Below are 18,403 nucleotides of genomic sequence, written 5' to 3' on the forward strand. Positions count from 1 at the left end.
TAGGCCGGCCCTCCGTCGGTCTTTAGGTCGAACTCCAGGGGATGGCGCCGATGGGCCCCACGCTCCAGTCGGGTTCGTATTGACTGTGGCCGAGGGAGAAGAGCGCGACGAGCAGAAGGATGGCGAAAGCCCACCAGTAGCGGCGGAGCGCGCGGTTGGCCAGCCCCTCGTGGTGCCTGGCAACGCGCCTGGCCCGCTCAATCTGACGATGCACCGCGTCGTGGGAGACGGCTTCACGTCGCGCCCAGCGGCTCAGAAGCTCGGCGCACTCCGCTTGGGCGAACGCGATCTCCTGGCGCGCGGACGGGCTCGTGGAGCCGACGGCGAGGGACGAAAGGTAGCTGTGCACCGACCGCAGTTGCTGCCATTCCGTCAGGCCGGGGGACTCGAAGTCCAGGGGGTTGTTGATGGTCAACTGCTGTTTGAAGAGCTGCATCTTGTTGCCCCCCTCGTTAAACGACAAGGTTAGCATGGCTGACCTTTCCACCGAAAGGCCAGCCATGCTGCACAGGCGTCAACTCGTACTAGCTACGCGCCGATCCAATGCCTCTTTCGCGGGTCGCCGCCCTGGCGTGCGGCTTACGGCACCACCTCTATCGCCAGCCGGAAGATGGGCAGTTGATATCCATACTCCAGGCTGGGATGGTCCTGAAGCGCGGTCAGTTGCGGCGTCTGGTACATGAAGGGGGGCTTCCCGTGCCCCTGATAGACGGTGGGGTACAGGTCAATCAAGTGCGTCCCCGGCTGGCCAGTCGCCCGCATGTTAATGACCACATCGCCTTTGCTGTTGAAGCCGCAGGCGTAGCCAATGTAGCTGTTGTCGTACGTGAGCGTGAAGGTGTTGTCAAGCTCCGTCCATCCGATGCCCTTCACGTGGACCTGGAACATCTCTCCCACCTTCACGCGGGAGGGAGTGACCTCCACAAGACTCTGCTGGACGTAGAAGAAGGGCTCCGCGACCACCTTGTCGCCCTGCACGACCTTGAGCGTGTGCCACCCGCCGAGGTCGTCGGGGACCTGGAAGTCCAAAGTCAGCGCACCCTGATTGTCCGATTTCGCTGTCCCCAGCGAGAGTTCCGCCAGCGCCCAGCCTCTGCCGCTCACGCGACTGCCTCTGGCCGTCATGAAGAAGACTTCGGTGGGGGTGTTGGCCGTCAGGCCCGTGACTCGCAGGGTCGCGTTGGAAAGAACGGGCCCTGTCGAGGGCGTGATGGTTGCCCGCGCTCCGGAGTTTATGGGCGTTTCACTCGCGGTGGTACGTATCGCGCTGAAGTTCAGCTTAACCACGCCCGGCTCCGGCCCGTCCAGGCTGGTGGCCGGCACGCCTGGGTCTTCCGTGACGGTGAACGTGAACTGGAAGGTGGGGGTATGACCCACTGGCGCCTGCTCCCAGTTCAGGTAGGGCACGCTCTTGTGGCCGTGCCAGAGTTCAATGACGTGTTTTCCCGGCGGCCCGCTGGCGCGAATAGCCGCCGTGGCCTGTCCACCCGTGGTGACGGTTGAAATGAACCCGGTGAACTGGTTATCGTAGGTGAGGACCCAGGTGTTCTCGTACGGCCTCCAGCCGATCCCTTTGCCTTTGATGGTGATAGGCGTTCCTATGGGCCCTTGCGTGGGGGTGACGGTGAACTCCGGCAGGACGCGGAAGCCTCCCCGCGTCACATCCTGTCCGTCAACCACGCCGTACACGTCATGCACGCCGCCGTAGCCGTCCGGGGCGACAAGGTTCGCGCTCAGCTTGCCTTGTCCGTCGGTGACGGCGCGGCCGACAGGAACGCGCTTCTCGGTCCACTTGGCTTCGTAAAACTCTATGGTCTCCTGGCTGGGCTCCATGTCATAGCGTGCGCTCGCCGTCGCCCAGAAGAACTGCACCTCTTTGCTGGCGGGCAGGCCCTCGGCGCTGATGCTGAAGGGCTGGCCCACGCTGCCCTTGACGGGATTCACGTTGAGCGGCTTTGGGAGAGCGGCGGCGGCTGGCGCCGCCGCGGGCGCTGGCTGTCGAGGCGCGACCGCCGCCACCGCTTCCGGCGCGCGCGGCTGCTCCATCTGCTTGGCCGCGGCCGGTGCGGCGACCGGCGCGGAACGCGGGGGTGCGGGAGAGGCCGATGAAACTCCCGGCGTACAGGCCGCCGCCAGCACAATCAGTCCAGAGAGGGCCAGATTGAATCCGGCCATCGGCAGATGTCGCTTTGGGAACGTTGCAAGGTTTTTCATCGTCCTCCCCCCTTTCATTCGATGTACAGGCCGTTGCTATTCAATGATCTGGAGTCGCGTGTCCTCAGGGGGACTGCCTTGAGGAAAGATCAGGTACGGGGGCTTCCATGTGTACTTGCGCCCGTCCTTGGTGGCTATGTCAAACTCGTAGGTCAGGGCGCCCAGCGGATAGTTGAGGGGGACATCCCATTGGGTCACCCACATGAAAGGGGCGTCAGGCTGGCGCCCGCCGGCGCGCTGGCCGAACCGCACGGTCTTTTCGTCGCCGTTCTGCATGCGCAGCTTGACGGTCGATCCATCCTGAGGTGTAAGGCGCTTCCCCGTGGATGTGTCGAACACTTCGAAGCGCCAGACTATGTTCATCCCGCGCTTGAACACGGTGGCGCCGACACAGGCGATGCTGCCCTGGATGACGTCTTCGGCATTGATCTTCAGATTGCCATGGGAGGAGGTCAGCACTTCCACGTAGACAACGAACGGGACGGGCTCGTAGAGAGAGGGTGGTGGCGGGGGTGGTGGTCGTGGCGTCGGGGCGCCGGGCACGGGCGTTGGCGCCGGTGTCCGCGGCTTGGCCAACGCCGCCGACACGAGCGCCATGCTGCCGGCTTGCTTGGCCGCGGCGGCTGCCTTCTGCTGCGCCGCCTGAATCTCCTGGTCCTTGGCGGCGAGTTGCTTCTGCAGGTCCGCTGCCTTCTTTTCCTGGGCCGTCGCCTGCGCCTTCGCGGCGTCCAGGTCTGCCTGGGAGATGCCGCTGCAAGCCGAGGCCAGCATGAGGATCGTGCCCAGCAGTCCGAACACTGCCGACTTCTTGAACCGTATGCCGAATTTCATGCGTTCTCCTTTGTCAGTGGGGTGGTCTCGTCCATATGATGGTCGGTGCTTCAACCCAGACAAGCTGTATATTTCGGGTCTCACCTCCGTTGGCTACCGCCTGGCCAGCTACGGCACCACCTCTATGGCCAGCCGGACGGCGGGCAGCTTGTATCCCAGCGACAGGGCAGGGAAGTCGTCTTTGTAGCTCAGGATGGGTACCTGGTATCCCCACGGCGGCTTCCCGTGCCCCTGATAGATCATCGGGTACAGGTCCACCAGGTGAATGCCAGGCGCGCCTGTGGCCACGAGGTTTACCGTGACGTCGCCCATGCTGTTGAAGCCGCACGCGAAGCCGATGTAGGCATTGTCATAGGTCATCGCCACGCCGTTCGTCAGCTCGGTCCAGCCCACTCCCTTGATGCGGATTGTAAAGGTCTCGCCAGCCTTCACGCGCGTTGGCGTCACGTCCACGAGGCTGATCTCGACGTAGTAGGGGACATCCGCGACAACCTTGCCCCCTTGCACCAGCTTCACCACGTGCCAGCCGCCCAGGTCGTCCGGGACCTGGATCGTCCCCGCCAGCACCCCATTCGCGTCGGTTCTGGCCTTGAGAAGGGATGTCTCGTTCAAGCTCCACCCGCTCGGGCTGACGCGATTGCCGCGAACGGTCACCCAGAAGGCTTCCACATCGCTGTTGGGCGTGAGACCGCTCGCATTTAGCGCAGCTTTGGAGAGGATGGGGCCGGAGGCGGGTTTCAGCGTGGCGGTGGGGCCCGGCGACCGCAGGACGCCGCCCGCGCTACCTTGCGTGGTCTTGACAGCCTCGCTCACCGAGGCGACGCGGCTCGCGTCCGGCCAGTCGAGCGAGAAGGCCGGAAGGCCCTTGCTCTCGGTCACGGTGAACCAGGCGCGGAGGTCTGGTATGTGGGCGGTGCCGGACTGCTGGTTATTGAGGTACGGGACGGACTTGGCGCCATGGTTGAAGTCCAGGACGTGCTTGCCCACCGGGCCCGCGGCGCGGATGTGGGCTGTCGCCGTGCCGCGCGTGGTCACCGCCGTGATAATCCCCGTGGGCTGGTTGTTGTAGCGGAGCGCGATGGTGCTCTCGTAGACCTTCCAGCCGAGTCCGGTCATTTTGATGGTGATGGGGGTGCCGATGGGTCCTTCCTGCGGCGTGATGGTGACGTTCCGCATGATGCGGTAGCCGCCGCGCGCAACGTCGCCATTGTCCACGACGGCGAAGATGTCATGGACCTCCCCGAAGTCCTCCGGCGCCTTGAGCGACGCCGAGAACCTGCCTTGAGCGTCCGTGGTTGCCTGCCCCAGAGGCATCCGCTTCTCGACGAAATTCCTCTCGTAGAACTCGACGTTCTCCGCGGTGGCCTTCATGACATAGCTGCCGTCCACCGTGACCCATAGCAACGTCACCGGCTTTCCGGGCGCAAGGCCGTCGCCGCTGATGGTGAAGGCGTCACCCACATAGCCCTTGCTGGGCTCGACCTTGAGCAGCTTCAGCGGTACGGGAGTGGGCGTGGGCGCCGTGGCGGGGCCGGCGCCGATCACCGGAACGTCCTGCATGTTTGGCGCAGTCGTTGTGGAAGAACTGGGGGAGGGCGGTCGCTCAGCGGGCTGCGCTTGCGGGGCAGAGACACAGGCCGCAAGCAACAGACCCGTGAGCGCAAGCATCAGGAACAGTCGTGCCCTCAAAGACCAATGCCTTGCTGATTCGTATGCGTTTGTCATGACCGCCCTCCGATCCCAGTTTAATGACTGCTATTCGACGATTTGAAGCCGACTGTCTGCCGTCGCGCTCACCAGCGCTGGCTGCTTCCATGTGCCAGTCGTCTTGCCATCCTTGGATGTCACAGTGATGCTGTAGTCGAGGCCGCCCAGCGGGTAGTTGAGCGGGATATCCCAAAACGCGTTCCACATCCAGGGTGCATCAGGGACGCGCCCGCCGGCTCGCTGGGACCACCGGGCGGTTATCTCCTCGCCGTGCGGGAGCCGCATCTTGACCGTCGCTCCGTCCAGGTCCGTCACCCGCTTGTCCGTGGCGAGGTCAATCGCCTCGAAGCGCCAGACGATGCGCTGCCCGCGCTTGAACACGCTGGTGGGCAGGCAGTTGACGGTGGAGGCTATGTCAAACTGGCTGGGCCTTTGTGTAGCCAGCGCCTCGACATGGAAGTAATAGGGGCCCACGGGCTGGGAGTAAGAAGCGGGAGTCACGGGCCGTGGTGGCGCCGCGACGCCGGGTGGGAGCGGCGTGGGAGTGGGAGGAGGCGGCGGCTGGGGCACTTTCTTCGCACCGATGAGCACCGTCACGCCCGCCGGGCCCGCGCTCTTCAGCGCGTCCTCTGCCTTCTTCTGCTCGGCCGTCAGCTTCTGTTGAATGGTTGTGATCTCCTGCTGCCTGGCGGCCAGGTCCTTCTGGACAGCCGCCGTCTTCTGCTCGGCGGCGGTCGCCTGCGCCTTGGCGGCGTCCAGGTCCGCCTGGGAGATGCCGCTGCAGGCCGAGGCCAGCACCAGCGTTGCGCTCAGCGCCGAGAAAACCCCTAGCCTTTTGATACCTTTGCTAAACCCCATGATGACCTCCTTTATCTCCTTTTTGGTGCGAGCCCAAAATACCGGCGCCGAAATGGCTTAGTCTATGGTCCCTTGTAGTCCAGGTTGGGGTACAAGGGGGCCGTAGGGCGGGTTACCTTGATGGCCTTGATCTCAAAACCGCCGCCTTTTGAAGATGCATGGCACGCGTTGCAGCCGTCAATGGCGTTGTCGTAAGCCTTTTCAAAGGCGGCTTTGTCTTTGGCCTTGGCCGCTGCTTCCAGGGCTTTCAGCGCTGGCGCCCAGTCACTCATGGCCTGCGCTCTTCCCGGGCGTGTCACCGCAATGGTGTTAAGCTCTTCGCCAGCGCGATAGATCTCGAAGCCGGCGAATTCCCAGTTTCCTGCCTGAGCAGCAAACCACATCAGGTTGAAGCTCTCGGTGAACTCGCGCATCCTGCCGGCTGTGCCAGGCTGGATAGCCCAGAGGGGCAGCTTTGTGTCAACCTTGGTGAACTTCTCGTCTATGATCTTGGTTACAGCTTCCGCGGAAGGGCCAGACGCACCTGCCGGGCCGGCCAGGCCTTGCGGTCCGGCAGGGCCGGGTGAGCCGGTAGGGCCAGCCGGGCCCTGGGGGCCAGCACACGCGGCCAGGACCAGAGTCATCAGGAGTCCTAGGATCAGAACAGGCCCGAGTTTTCTGAGCACGGAAACCTCCTTTGTTTGCTTACTTTGTGCAGGTCGCCGGGTAGCTCCTTTTCTCACCTCCTGCCGTGGACTCGGGAGATGCTGAAGGCCTGGTACAGGATGAACCCGAAGATTCCCCAGACCGCCAGTACAACAAGGGCCAGGCCAGAAGTGGCCCAGTGGTCGAGGAGTTGGTGGATGAGAGGCCGGTCCGCCACGCCGACTGTAAGAGACGCCGCCCACGGAGGTATGATGCCCAGCCCCGTCGACTCCATGACGTAGGCCGACGGCGGCGCGCCCGTGGACTGGATCGCTATGGCCTGCTCGCTCTCAGCGTACACGCCCATGCCCTCGAAGCGTGCCGTGATGGCGTACTGGTTCGTGGCAAGAGTGGGCTTGAAGTCCAGGAAGGCGACTCCTTTGGCATCGGTCTTCGCGGAGCCGATGTCCATCTTGCCCTTCCTGCCCGCGAACTCGGCGTCCAAGAGGAAGCGGACCTCCGCTTTGGGAACGGGGTTGCCGGAGCCGTCGTTCAGCGAGGCCATCAGGGCGACGGTCTCGCCTCCCGTGACCCAGGAAGAGGGAGAAACGTTCAGCTTTGTCGGGGTCAGCGCCGCGGCCCCACCGCCGCCACCGCCGCGCCGGACATTCAAGGCGCCGCGTTGCATGAAGTCGTGGATCTCGCAGTCCAGGTCGCACTTGAAGCGGAACGTGCCCGGTTTGTCCGCGAGGAACTTGAAGGTGAACTCTTTGTGTTCGGACGTGAGCTTGTCCGACTCCAGCTTGTATCCTTCCAGCACAATGATATGCTCGTCATGGATATACCCTTTGTGCGCCCACACGAAGGTCATCTCCACGAGCTTGCCCTGCTCGACTTCAATGACCGGGTCCCCTTCCTTGCCGTTGTAAGCGAACCCGGAGTCTGTTATCTCCACCCGCAGCTTCACGGGGTCATCGGCGCGGGCGACTCGCAGGGGCGTCAGCGCCAACAGAGCGACCAGGACGGCGGCGACTATTGCCGCGCGTCGTGTCCAGCTAACCATTTCTCGCACCTCCCGTCTGCGGCGTGAGCGTGGTGGGCCCGGCCGCTAGTCCCGCGGACGGCGCCGACTGCTTGGCTTTCTCCTGCTCCCATCCTTCCTTCATCTCCCACACGGGGATTATCGGAAAGAGCTTGGTGAAAAGCGTCAGGGTGAGCGCGAAGCCTCCGAAGGATGCCACGGTGACAGCTATCTCCACCCATGAGGGGGTATAGACGCCCCAGTCATACGGCAGAAGGGGCAGGGAAAGCGTTGGAACGACGATGATGAACCGTTTGATCCACATGCCGATGTTCACCAGGATGGACCCGATCAGCATCAGTGGGATGGTGCGCGTCCGGCGGAACGCCGCCCAGATGATGGGCAGAATCTGACCGAAGAAGAATCCCCCCCAGACCAGGGGGCTGTACTTGCCGAGCAGGAGCGACTCCAGCAGGAGTTTATCCTCGCTCGCCAGCTTGTAGCCTATGGTCAGGTACTCGGCGAAGGTGAAGTAGAGGTAGCCGATGCCGAATACCACGAGCAGGTAGCTCAGGTAGCGGAAGTGCTTCTCCGTTAAGTACTCCTCCAGGTGATAGACCTTGCGGAAGATGATCATGAGGGTGATGAGCATGGCCGTGCCGGAATACAGGGCGCCGACGGCGAAGTAGGGGGCGAAGATGGTGCTCGCCCAGCCCGCGCGGTAGGTCATGCCAAAGATCCAGGAGACCACTGAGTGCACCGTCACGCCGATGGGGATGATGATGAGCATCATGATGCCCGCGCCGCGCTCCAGGTGCCTGTGCTGCTCGGGCAATCCCTGCCATCCCAGGGAGACCAGAGAATAGACGCGGTGACGCAGCCCGGATACCTTGCCGGCGAATTTGTCGCGCAGGAGGGCGGAGTCCGGAATAATGAACAGGAACAGGTAAATGACGCTGGCCGTCAGGTACGTGCTGATAGCCAGAATGTCCCACAGGAGGGGCGATTCAAGACGCCCGTACAGAAGAATGTTGGCGACCCGATCAGGGCGTCCCATGTCAACTATGGGCATGAGGCCGCACATCAGCAGGGCGGAGACGGTGGTGATTTCCGCCAGGCGCGTGATCGGTCGGCGCCACTCCGCGCCCGTGATGCGCAGAATGGCGGAGATGAAGGTGCCGGACATGCTCACTCCGCTGAAGAAGACGAAGTTGGAGATGTACAGGCCCCAGACCACCGTGTCACGCATCCCCGTGACGGCAAGGCCTCTCTGGAGCTGCTCGTAGTAGGCGACGAAGCCCACCCCCATAAGCACGACCAGGACGGCCATCCAGGCGTACCATGCGCGGGACGTATGCAAGAGGGGGCGATAGACCGTCTCTTCCAGTCGTTCTTCACGACTCGCGGTCGTCATTACTTGCCTCCTTCATGGGTCTTGTCCAGAGTGGCCCCCAGTTCCTGCCATGAGCGCGGGTTCTGGGTAGCGCGCTCGTCGCCGACGTGGTGGCCGTATTCCTGGCCGTGGCCGGGGATGTACCACACCCGTGGCCGCGTGCCCAGCTCCTCCTTCAGGCGGTAGGCGCTATTCTCGCCCAGGAACGTGGAGAGCTTGACGATGTCCGTGCCGTTGGTGGCGATGTCCTCGGTCAGATCGCCAAGATAGATCGCCTTCATGGGGCACTTCTCGGCGCAGGCGGGGAGCTTCCCATCCGCCGTGCGGTGCGCGCAGAGCATGCACTTCTCCACGGTACCCTGGCGGTGGGGAACGGGGAATTCAGGGCTGTACTTGGCGAATGTGGCCCCGGGCGGGTTCTGCGGCTGGTTCCAGTTGAAGGAGCGAGCTCCGTAGGGACAGGCGGCCATGCACATGCGGCAGCCAATGCACCGCTCGTGGTTAATGAGGGTGACTCCCTCCTCCGTCCTGTAGGTGGCCCCCACCGGGCAGACCTTGACGCAGGGCGGGTTCTCACACTGCATGCACGGGCGGGGCAGGTAGTAGGTGTGGCCTGCCTCGCTTTTCACGTTCATGACCCTGAGCCACTGCTGCCCCGCCGGGACGAAGTGTTCCGTGTTGCAGGCCTCGGTGCACGCGGGCGGCTTGTCCTGCGTGACGCAGCCCTCGCACTTCCGCAGGTCAATCACCAATGTCCACTGGCGAAGCACGCCGCCAGCCTTTTTGCCGGCTTCACCGGATGCGGTCCCGGTGGATTTACCCATCATCGAGGGCACAAGCGGCGCTGCGACGGCGGCCGCTCCGGCCACTCCAATCAGTGCTAACAGCCGTCTCCGGCTGATTTTCCCGGCTTCGCCGGACTGGTTGGGGTCGCTGGTGTCACTGTCCATGGTCTCCCCTCCCTTGACTCGATCGAGGAACCCTCCCGCTCCTCGGCGCATATTCATATGCCAGATTCATTATGGCCGTTTAGAGGGGAGGGCAACATCCGAAAAACCTCGCGTCTTCCAGCGCGTGGAAACACCTGCTGTCAACACGTAGTCGTTCGGTTGCGATTCAAAGCGCGCCGCAAATATACTAGAATAGAGTGTGAAAGCAGGTGCAGGGCGTATGGAGCCGATTCGGGTTGTCCTGGGGGAAGACCACTCGCTGGTGCGCGAGGGGACGCGGCGCATCCTTGAGCAATACCCTGACCTGGTTGTCGTGGGAGAGGCCGGCGATGGGGAGCAGGCGCTTGAGATGGTGGGACGCCTGCAGCCAGACGTTGCTATCCTGGACGTTCGGATGCCAAAGCTCAGCGGCATCGAGGTAGTGCGTCGGATAAAGGCGTGCTCCCCGAACACGAAGGCATTGATGTTGACTGCCTACGATGACGACGACTACATTCTGGCATCAATGGAAGCGGAGGCGGCGGGCTATCTTCTTAAGACCGCCAGGGCCAGTGAGCTGGTAGAGGCGGTCCGGAGTGTCCATGCGGGCGAGTCTGTCCTGCACCCTGCTATCGCAGCGAAGGTGGCTCGCTTGTGGGGGCGCCGCCGGGTCAAGGTGGAGCAGGAGCCCGCCGAGGCGCTCAGCCCGCGGGAGCGCGAGGTGATGGACCTCGCCGCCAAGGGCCTTCGCAACAAGGACATAGCCGAGAAACTGTCCATAAGCGTGCGGACCGTGGAGGGACATTTCAATAGCATATTTGCCAAGCTGGGTGTCTCCTCCCGCGTTGAGGCTATTCTCTACGCGGTGTCGTTGCACACGGTCACTCCTGAAGAGGACAAGCGGACATAACTATGGCGATTGACTACGTACGCAACGGCGACCAGAGTTCTTCCTCGCGGCCCTTGGACGGGTTGGTTGAGAAGGGCAGGCATCGGCTTTCGCCTTATCTTCCCCGTTTCAGGGACTGGCGCTTCTGGGCGGTCCAGGGCTTGATAGCACTCATCGCGGGGACGCACACTATCCTGGAAGTCATGCGCCACAGCGGGTACACGGTCTTCGTGGGCCCTCCGGACGCGCAGGTGGTCCTGCTCTCTTTCATACCCGTCTCGCTGTTCTTCGTCCCCGTGGTGTACGCAGCCCTTAACTTCGGCCTGGCGGGCGCTGTGGCGACCGCCATATGGTGTACGTTTCTTACAACACCCAACATCATGCTTCATTCGGAAACGGAGCGCATCCGCGAAGTCTTGCAGTTGGGGATTGTGGACGGCGTCGCGGTCTTCGTGGGGCAGCGCGTTAACCGGGAGATGAGCGCGCGGAAAGAGGCGGAAGACGCCAGCGCGGCGCTGCGTGTGTCAGAGGCCAAGTACCGGGGGCTTTTTGAGTCCTCCCCGGCGCCCATCCTCGTCCTGGACTCGCAGGGGGTCGTTTTGGAGGCCAATCCGGCGGCGGGCGTGCTGCTGGCCAGGTCTTCCGACGCTCTCAAGGGCGCCCATGTTTCTGACCTTTTTGAAACGCCGGGGGCCGAGCGGATACTGGGCTTGCTTCAGGAGGGCAGACGCGAAGACTCGTACGTTGTTTTGAAGTCCCTGGCCGGTGAGGAAACATACTTGGAGCCGATGGGGACGCGTATCAACGGCGGCCAAGCCAAAGCCGTCGTTCAGGTATTACTCAGGGACGTGACTGTGGAGCGCCAGAGGCAGTTGGGCCTGCGGGCCTACGCCGCCCACGTGCTCCGCGCGCAGGAAGAAGAACGCAAGCGCATCGCCCAGGAGCTCCACGATGAGACCGTCCAGACCCTCATTCTGCTGTGCCGTCGCCTGGATGTAGTGGAGACCGGGTGCGGGTCTATGCCCTCGTCCGCCATGGATGGGTTGAGGGAGGCCCGGAAGACGGCTGAAGCAGTCGTCAGAGACCTGCGGGATTTCAGCAAGGCTCTGCGGCCGCCGACGCTGGACGACCTTGGGTTGGTCACTTCCATTCGCAGGATTCTGATGGACCTGATGGACAGGGCCAAGGTGAATGGCCAGATAAAGGTGGTGGGGGAGGAGCGGCGCCTGCCGCCGGACCTGGAGCTTGCCTTATTCCGGATCGCGCAGGAGGCAATGCGGAACGTGGAGCGTCATGCCCAAGCGCGGGAAGTGACGGTGACCCTGTCCTTCTCCGGACGCGAGGCCAGGCTGGACGTTGTGGACAACGGCGTGGGCTTTGTGCTGCCTCCCCACTCGAGCGACATGGCCGCGTTCGGCCGGCTGGGGCTTCTCGGTATGCGGGAGCGGGCGGAACTGCTGGGCGGCAGGCTTGAGGTCAAGTCCACCGCTGGCAAGGGCACGCGGATCACCGCCTCTATTCCCGCTCCCGCTGACTCCACCTCACAGCCCCTCAGCCCCACCGGAAGCGCTGGGGGGAGAGGCAGTCCCTAAGGAGGCCTCTGTGCCTGCCGCTCGGAATAGTACCAGCGGTAAGGCAGAACTCAGCCCCCCGCTTCTCCGCCTCGTGCCATTCCGCGGCAGGCCCCTTCTGACATGCAATCGTACCGTTGTCTTGCCCCAGGCGCGAGTCTGACAGAGCCTGTCGCTTTGCTGTCGGAGCTTTGGAAGATTGCCGTGTCGCTTACTTGGCCCGCTTGCCTTTGGGAGGGGTGCTCCGGCCCTTGAAGCGCTTGAGCAGGCCGGTGAGGGTGTCGCGGAAGCCACCGTACTCCAGCTCGCTGTAGGGGAGCATGGCGGCCCCGGACCATCCCTGGTCGCGCATGTACAGGGCCTTCTCCTGGGCCTTCGTCCGCACCACGTCCCAGGCGACGTTCGCGAAGAAGTCGCAGTGATTCTCGGAGAAATAACCCGCCACGTCCATGGAGAACCCCACGCAGGAGACGAGCGGCAGGCAGTATATCCCCGTGACGGGCGTGCCCAGGGGGACGGGCATGAGAGGCATGACGTGCGAGCCGCGCGCGTCGCCGCCCACGTAGTGCGCCTTGGCGAAGGGGGAGAGCAGCTCTTCCGGCGCGGGGAAGATGCCCTGGTTGCGGACGAGCGCCACGGGGTCGTCTTTGCCGGTGTATGTGCCCGCGATGCTGTGAAGCCGCTGCGCCGACACGGATACGGCCACGTCGCCCGTGGTGCGGGAGATGATCGCGTCAATGCCGAACCGCTCGTTGTCGCGGAGCAGCATGGCGATCTGGTAGTAGTCCTCCGGAGCGTTGAGTTCAATGATGCTGTCCGTTCCGGTGTGGTCCATGTCAATGATGCGGAATGTGAATCCCTTGATCATCTTGGGCAGCATCAGGCCGGCGCAGTACATGGGGTCGGCGAAGGCGAGGAACAGGGGAAGGTTGTAGGCGCCGGGGCCGCACTTGTCGGCGGCGAACATGCAGAAGGACTCGGCGGCCCGGTTCTTGTTGGTCTTGACGGGGTTGTGGTCAAACTCCACCTCCGCCACGGCGGGGCCCGCCCCCCGGATGTTTCCCGACGGCGCATCCACCAGCAGGTCCTGTCCGGCCCCGTACAGCCCGGAGCGCTGTGCTATGGACGTCGCCTGTACAAAGGTGTTCCATGCGAACTGGTGGATGTCCGAGTTGCCCTCACCTCGCGTGTGCGACATGAGTATGGCGATGTCGTCGCCGGTGTGGGACACAAAGCCGTCTATGACGAGTTTCTTGCCGATGGCGGATTTGACCGCCCGGCGCACCGACTCCACCATCTTCTGGGATGGCGTGGTGTGGCCGCCAATGGAGCCGACGTCTGCCTTCAGGATGGACAGGGTCATTTTCATGGTGTTATCTCCTTCTTGATGTGTTCAGTGGGGCCACGGGCGCCAGGATGCCAATGTTATATCGCTATTGCGCCACCCAGCCGCCGTCCACCACCATGGGGTGCCCGGTCACAAAGGACGCCGCGTCCGAGCAGAGCCACACGACAGCTTCAGCAATCTCCTCCGGCGCGCCCATCCTTCCGACAGGCTCTCCGGCGGCTAGCTGGGCCGCCGCCGCCGCATTTCCCCCTGTGAAGTGCTCGATCATCGGCGTGCGAATGACCCCCGGGCATACGGCGTTGACCCTGATGCCCGACTTGGCGTACTCCAGCGCGGCCGTCTTTGTCAGGCCCACGACGCCATGCTTGCTCGCCACGTAGGGCGTGACGCCGGGGAAGCCGACGAGACCGGCGATGGACGAGCAGTTGACGATGGCGCCGCCCTTGTGCTTCAGCATCTCCGGAATCTCGTATTTCATGCAGAGCCAGACGCCCTTGAGGTTGATGCCGATGACACGGTCGAAGTTCTCCTCCGTGCTGTCAACGATAGGCGCGGCTGCCCCCTCGATGCCCGCGTTGTTGAAGGCGCAGTCCAGACGGCCGTATTTCCGGACGGTCCTCTCCACCATTGTCTGCACGTCTGCGGTCCTGGACACGTCCGTCTTGATGAAGATGGCCTGGCCGCCGGCCTTCTTGACCATCCGCACCGTCTCGTCGCCGCCGGCGACCAGCACGTCGGCCACGACGACCCGTGCGCCCTCCCGTGCGAACGCCAGCGCCGTTGCGCGGCCTATGCCCGAGCTGGCTCCTGTGACGATGGCGACCTTCCCATCAAATGTGCCCATGATGCTGTCCTGGCCTTTCCCCCTCCCGGCTTCCGGCGTCTGTCCAGCCTAGCGGCGTTGCAACGCTCATTTCCTGCGGCTACGCGAAAAGAGGGAATGGGAGGACGTGGGCCGAGTCCGGGCGCAGTGGTCTGGGCCCTACGCCGCCCAGGCCGGGTTGTACACGCCGTAGACCTCGCGCAGCACGTCGCAGATTTCGCCGAGCGTTGCGTAGGCGCGCACCGCGTCCAGCATCGCCGGCATCACGTTCTGGTCGTCGCGCGCGGCCCGCTTCAACTCGTCCAGCCGCTTCAGCGTCTCCCTGTTGTCCCGCTCGTGGCGCACCTGGGCAAGCCGTTGCATTTGCCGTCGCTCGCTTTTCGGGTCGATTTTCAGGATTTGCATGGAAGTCGGCTCCTCGACGACGTAGTCGTTCACGCCGACGATGATGCGGTCGCGCCGGTCCACCTCCTGTTGGTAGCGGAAGGAGGCCTCGGCGATCTCGCGGACGAAGAACCCGCTCTCCACGCACGCCACCACGCCGCCCATGTCCTCCACGCGCCGGAAGTACTCCCGCGCTCCCTCCTCCATCTTATTGGTCAGCCACTCCATGTAGAAGCTGCCGCCCAGCGGGTCTACCGTGTTGGCCACGCCCGTCTCGTGGGCGATGACCTGCTGCGTGCGCAGGGCGATGAGCGCCGCCTTGTCGGTGGGCAGAGAGAGGGCTTCGTCCATCGAGTTGGTGTGGAGCGACTGGGTGCCGCCCAGTACCGCCGCGAGCGCCTGAAGGGCCACGCGCGCCACGTTCACCTCCGGCTGCTGCGCCGTCAGGGAGCATCCCGCCGTCTGGGCGTGGGTGCGCATCCACAAGGTACGCTCGCTGGTTGCCTTGTATTTCTCCTTCATCTCCCGTGCCCAGATGCGGCGCGCCGCCCGGAACTTGGCGATCTCCTCGAAGAAGTCGTTATGGACGTTGAAGAAGAAGCTCAACCGCGGCCCGAATTCGTCAATCTTCAGGCCCCGCTCCAGACAGGCGTCCACGTAGGCGAACCCATCACTCAGCGTGAAGGCCAGCTCCTGGACCGCCGTGGACCCCGCCTCCCTGATATGGTAGCCGCTGATGCTGATGGGGTTCCATTTGGGCATGTTACGGGTTGCGAACTCCACCGTGTCCACCACCAACTTGATGGAGGGCGCCGGCGGGAAGATGTATTCGTTCTGGGCGATGTATTCCTTCAGGATGTCATTCTGGAGGGTGCCGCCCAGGGACGCCATGGGAATGCCCTTCTTCTCGGCGGCGATGATGTACATGGCCCAGATGGGCGCGGCGGGGCTGTTGATGGTCATGGACGTGGTGATCTTGTCCAACGATATGCCGTCGAACAGGACTTCCATGTCCCGCAGCGAGGACACGGCCACGCCGCACTTGCCGAACTCGCCCTTGGAGGCGGGATGGTCCGAGTCGTAGCCCATGAGCGTAGGCAGGTCGAGCGCGACGGACAGGCCCGCGCCGCCGGACTTCAACAGGTACTTGTACCGCTGGTTCGTGTCCTCGGCGTCTCCGAAGCCCGCGAACTGGCGCATGGTCCAGAGCTTGCCGCGGTAGCCGGTGGCGTGGACGCCGCGCAGGAAGGGGTACTCGCCCGGCAGGCTCATGTCCCGCTTGTAGTCGAAGCCTTCCAGGTGGCGCTGTGTATAGACCCGCTCGATGGGTGTATTGGAGAGGTTGGTCGGGTCTTTGCGCGCCTCGCGCGCATGGCCGTTGCTCTCCCGCGCGTGGGCCTCTTTTCCTTTAACATGGCCGAGCTTCTTGGCGTCGGGCACAAGGACACCTCCCTGGGAGACGCTAGCGCCACATGCCGGCCCTGATGGAGAGGAACGCGGGCGAGTCTGCTATCATCAGATGCGCTGAAACATGCGGATTTATTGGTCTAAGTGTAGCAAAGGCGTCATATAGTGTCAACGCTGGCAAATAGGGCCACGGGACCGCCGCGCCATCCCCGGCGGAGCGCGCCTGTCTCTCTCGGCGCGTCTGGTAAACTGGAACAGGGTGCACATCCCGCAGGGAAGGGGACAGCGTCATGCGCAAGCCAGAGGCCGATAGGCCGGTGCGTTCTCCAATCGCGACGACTTCGCGCCCGCCCTCCGTACGCTACGATGTGACCCTGCTGTCCCCCGGCGACCTGCACCTTTTCAACGAGGGTTCCCATTGTCGTCTGTATCAGGCGCTGGGCGCTCACCCCCTGTCGGTCGGTGGCGAGGACGGCACGTACTTCGCCGTATGGGCGCCGGGCGCGACGCAGGTCTCCGTGACGGGTGAATTCAACGGCTGGAACAGGGCCAGCCATCTCCTGCGACCATGCGGTCAGTCCGGTATCTGGGAGGGCTTCGTTCCCGGAGTCGGCGAAGGCGCCGTTTACAAATTCAACGTGGTCTCCCGGCACGGCGGGTACAGCGTGGACAAGGCGGACCCCTTTGCGTTCCACACCGAGACGCCTCCCCGGACGGCCTCCATCGTGTGGGACGCCGCGTACGCGTGGGGCGACCAGGCATGGATGGACACGCGGCGGCGGCGCAACGCTCGGGAGGCCCCCATCGCTATCTACGAGGTCCACGTAGGCTCGTGGATGCGCGTGCCGGAGGAAGGCAATCGCTCGCTGACCTACCGCGAGATGGCCCCCCGGCTCGCGGAGTACGTGCAGCGCATGGGGTTCACGCACGTGGAGTTCTTGCCCGTCATGGAGCACCCCTTCTATGGCTCCTGGGGCTACCAGACCACCGGCTACTTCTCGCCCACCAGCCGCTACGGCGCGCCCGAGGACTTCATGTACCTGGTTGACTATCTGCACCAGCAGGGCATCGGCGTCATCCTCGACTGGGTGCCCTCCCACTTTCCGTCCGACGAGCACGGGCTGGCCTTCTTCGACGGGTCGCACCTGTATGAGCACGCCGACCCGCGCAAGGGGTTCCATCCGGACTGGAAAAGCTCCATCTTTAACTATGGGCGCCACGAGGTGCGCAGCTTCCTGCTGAGCAGCGCGCTCTTCTGGCTGGACCGCTACCATGCGGACGGCCTGCGCGTGGACGGGGTGGCCTCCATGCTGTACCTGGACTACTCGCGCAAGGAGGGGGAGTGGATTCCCAACGAGTACGGCGGCCGGGAGAACCTGGAGGCCATCTCCCTCCTGCGGCGGCTCAACGAGGAGGTGTACAAGAGCCACCCGGATGTCCAGACCTTCGCTGAGGAGTCCACCGCGTGGCCCATGGTCTCGCGGCCCACGTACGTGGGCGGGCTGGGCTTCGGCACAAAATGGGACATGGGCTGGATGCACGACACCCTGCTCTACATGAGCAAGGACCCCGTGTATCGTAGGCACCACCACAATGCGCTGACGTTCCGGATGCTCTACGCCTTCACGGAGAACTTCGTCCTGCCGCTGTCGCATGACGAAGTGGTGCACGGCAAAGGCTCGCTCCTGGGCAGGATGTCCGGCGACGACTGGCAGAAGTTCGCCAATGTGCGTTTGCTTCTGGGCTACATGTACGCACAGCCGGGGAAGAAGCTCTTGTTCATGGGAGACGAGTTCGGCCAGTGGCGTGAATGGGAGCACGAGTCCGGCCTGGAATGGCACCTGCTGGCCTATGCGCCGCACCAGGGCTTGCAGCGGTGGGTGGAGGACATAAACCGGCTTTACCGCAACGAGCGGGCGTTGCACGATCTGGACTTCGACTCCGCGGGCTTCGAGTGGATTGACGGCGGCGACGCCGCGCAGAGCGTGCTGACGTTCCTGCGGAAGGGCCGGGAGCCGGGCCAGAGTATGCTCGTCGCGTGCAACTTCACGCCGGTGCCGCGCCACGGCTACCGCGTAGGCGTGCCCCGGCCGGGCTTCTGGCGCGAGATGCTGAACAGCGACGGCGCGGAATACGGCGGGAGCGGAGCGGGCAACGCGGGAGGCGTGGACGCGACGCCCGTCGCCTGGCATGGCCGCCCGTTTTCCCTCAGCCTCACGCTGCCGCCGCTGGCGGTGCTCTTTTTCAAGGCCCCGCCGGACGCATAGCCCTGCGGTCGGCGAGACCCTCGAGAAGCGCCAACGGATGCCCGCCGGAAGCGCGCGATCAAGCCATGAGGCGGGTGTGATGCGCGGCGCTCCCGGCGGACAGCCCGGCTAGCTAATCCAGCCGAAGGTCCGCTTCT

At 63.9% G+C, this 18,403-nt stretch carries 15 protein-coding genes; 3 read left to right on the plus strand and 12 right to left on the minus strand.

Annotated features, from left to right (window positions below):
- Positions 1-22: 22 nt before the first annotated feature.
- From Q7T26_04270 to Q7T26_04310, 9 genes are all read right to left on the minus strand, one after another.
- A complete protein-coding gene (locus tag Q7T26_04270; protein ID MDO8531371.1) occupies positions 23-436 on the minus strand; it encodes a hypothetical protein in 414 nt (137 codons plus the stop codon).
- Between the two features lie 143 nt (positions 437-579).
- Positions 580-2,214 carry a hypothetical protein gene (locus Q7T26_04275; protein ID MDO8531372.1) on the minus strand — a complete coding sequence of 545 codons (1,635 nt, stop codon included), beginning with the start codon at positions 2,212-2,214 and terminating at the stop codon, positions 580-582.
- Positions 2,215-2,250: 36 nt separating this feature from the next.
- A complete protein-coding gene (locus tag Q7T26_04280; protein MDO8531373.1) occupies positions 2,251-3,045 on the minus strand; it encodes a hypothetical protein in 795 nt (264 codons plus the stop codon).
- A 108-nt stretch (positions 3,046-3,153) separates the two neighbouring features.
- On the minus strand, positions 3,154-4,605 hold the full coding sequence (locus Q7T26_04285; GenBank protein ID MDO8531374.1) for a hypothetical protein: 1,452 nt from the start codon (positions 4,603-4,605) through the stop codon (positions 3,154-3,156).
- A gap of 195 nt (positions 4,606-4,800) precedes the next feature.
- Positions 4,801-5,610 (minus strand): hypothetical protein, encoded by an 810-nt coding sequence (locus Q7T26_04290; GenBank protein ID MDO8531375.1) that lies wholly within the window; start codon positions 5,608-5,610, stop codon positions 4,801-4,803.
- Positions 5,611-5,672: 62 nt separating this feature from the next.
- Positions 5,673-6,023 (minus strand): hypothetical protein, encoded by a 351-nt coding sequence (locus tag Q7T26_04295; GenBank protein MDO8531376.1) that lies wholly within the window; start codon positions 6,021-6,023, stop codon positions 5,673-5,675.
- A gap of 305 nt (positions 6,024-6,328) precedes the next feature.
- The gene (locus tag Q7T26_04300; GenBank protein MDO8531377.1) at positions 6,329-7,297 is read right to left on the minus strand and encodes a hypothetical protein; all 969 of its coding nucleotides are present in this window, start codon (positions 7,295-7,297) and stop codon (positions 6,329-6,331) included.
- Positions 7,290-8,669, minus strand: a complete 1,380-nt coding sequence (gene nrfD, locus Q7T26_04305; GenBank protein MDO8531378.1) for an NrfD/PsrC family molybdoenzyme membrane anchor subunit — start codon at positions 8,667-8,669, stop codon at positions 7,290-7,292. The genes Q7T26_04300 and nrfD overlap by 8 nt, the downstream gene beginning before the upstream one ends.
- On the minus strand, positions 8,669-9,598 hold the full coding sequence (locus tag Q7T26_04310; GenBank protein ID MDO8531379.1) for a 4Fe-4S dicluster domain-containing protein: 930 nt from the start codon (positions 9,596-9,598) through the stop codon (positions 8,669-8,671). Before Q7T26_04310 ends, nrfD begins: the two co-directional genes overlap by 1 nt.
- Positions 9,599-9,818: 220 nt before the next feature.
- Between Q7T26_04310 and Q7T26_04315 the strand changes: the two genes are divergently transcribed.
- Positions 9,819-10,487, plus strand: coding sequence for a response regulator transcription factor (locus Q7T26_04315; GenBank protein MDO8531380.1), 669 nt, complete (start codon positions 9,819-9,821; stop codon positions 10,485-10,487).
- Positions 10,488-10,489: 2 nt separating this feature from the next.
- The gene (locus Q7T26_04320; GenBank protein MDO8531381.1) at positions 10,490-12,058 is read left to right on the plus strand and encodes a PAS domain-containing sensor histidine kinase; all 1,569 of its coding nucleotides are present in this window, start codon (positions 10,490-10,492) and stop codon (positions 12,056-12,058) included.
- A gap of 190 nt (positions 12,059-12,248) precedes the next feature.
- Here Q7T26_04320 and Q7T26_04325 read toward each other — a convergent pair whose 3' ends face one another.
- The 3 genes from Q7T26_04325 to Q7T26_04335 form a co-directional block, all read right to left on the minus strand.
- Entirely contained in the window at positions 12,249-13,406 is a 1,158-nt protein-coding gene (locus Q7T26_04325; GenBank protein ID MDO8531382.1) for a fructose 1,6-bisphosphatase, read from the minus strand.
- A 64-nt stretch (positions 13,407-13,470) separates the two neighbouring features.
- Positions 13,471-14,229, minus strand: a complete 759-nt coding sequence (locus Q7T26_04330) for an SDR family oxidoreductase (protein ID MDO8531383.1) — start codon at positions 14,227-14,229, stop codon at positions 13,471-13,473.
- Between the two features lie 138 nt (positions 14,230-14,367).
- Positions 14,368-16,032: a methylmalonyl-CoA mutase family protein gene (locus Q7T26_04335; GenBank protein ID MDO8531384.1), complete on the minus strand. Its 1,665-nt coding sequence runs from the start codon at positions 16,030-16,032 to the stop codon at positions 14,368-14,370.
- Positions 16,033-16,289: 257 nt separating this feature from the next.
- Between Q7T26_04335 and glgB the strand changes: the two genes are divergently transcribed.
- Positions 16,290-18,266: a 1,4-alpha-glucan branching protein GlgB gene (gene glgB, locus Q7T26_04340; protein MDO8531385.1), complete on the plus strand. Its 1,977-nt coding sequence runs from the start codon at positions 16,290-16,292 to the stop codon at positions 18,264-18,266.
- Positions 18,267-18,403: the final 137 nt, after the last annotated feature.

Source organism: Dehalococcoidia bacterium (assembly GCA_030648205.1).
In the GTDB taxonomy this organism is placed as follows: domain Bacteria; phylum Chloroflexota; class Dehalococcoidia; order JAUSIH01; family JAUSIH01; genus JAUSIH01.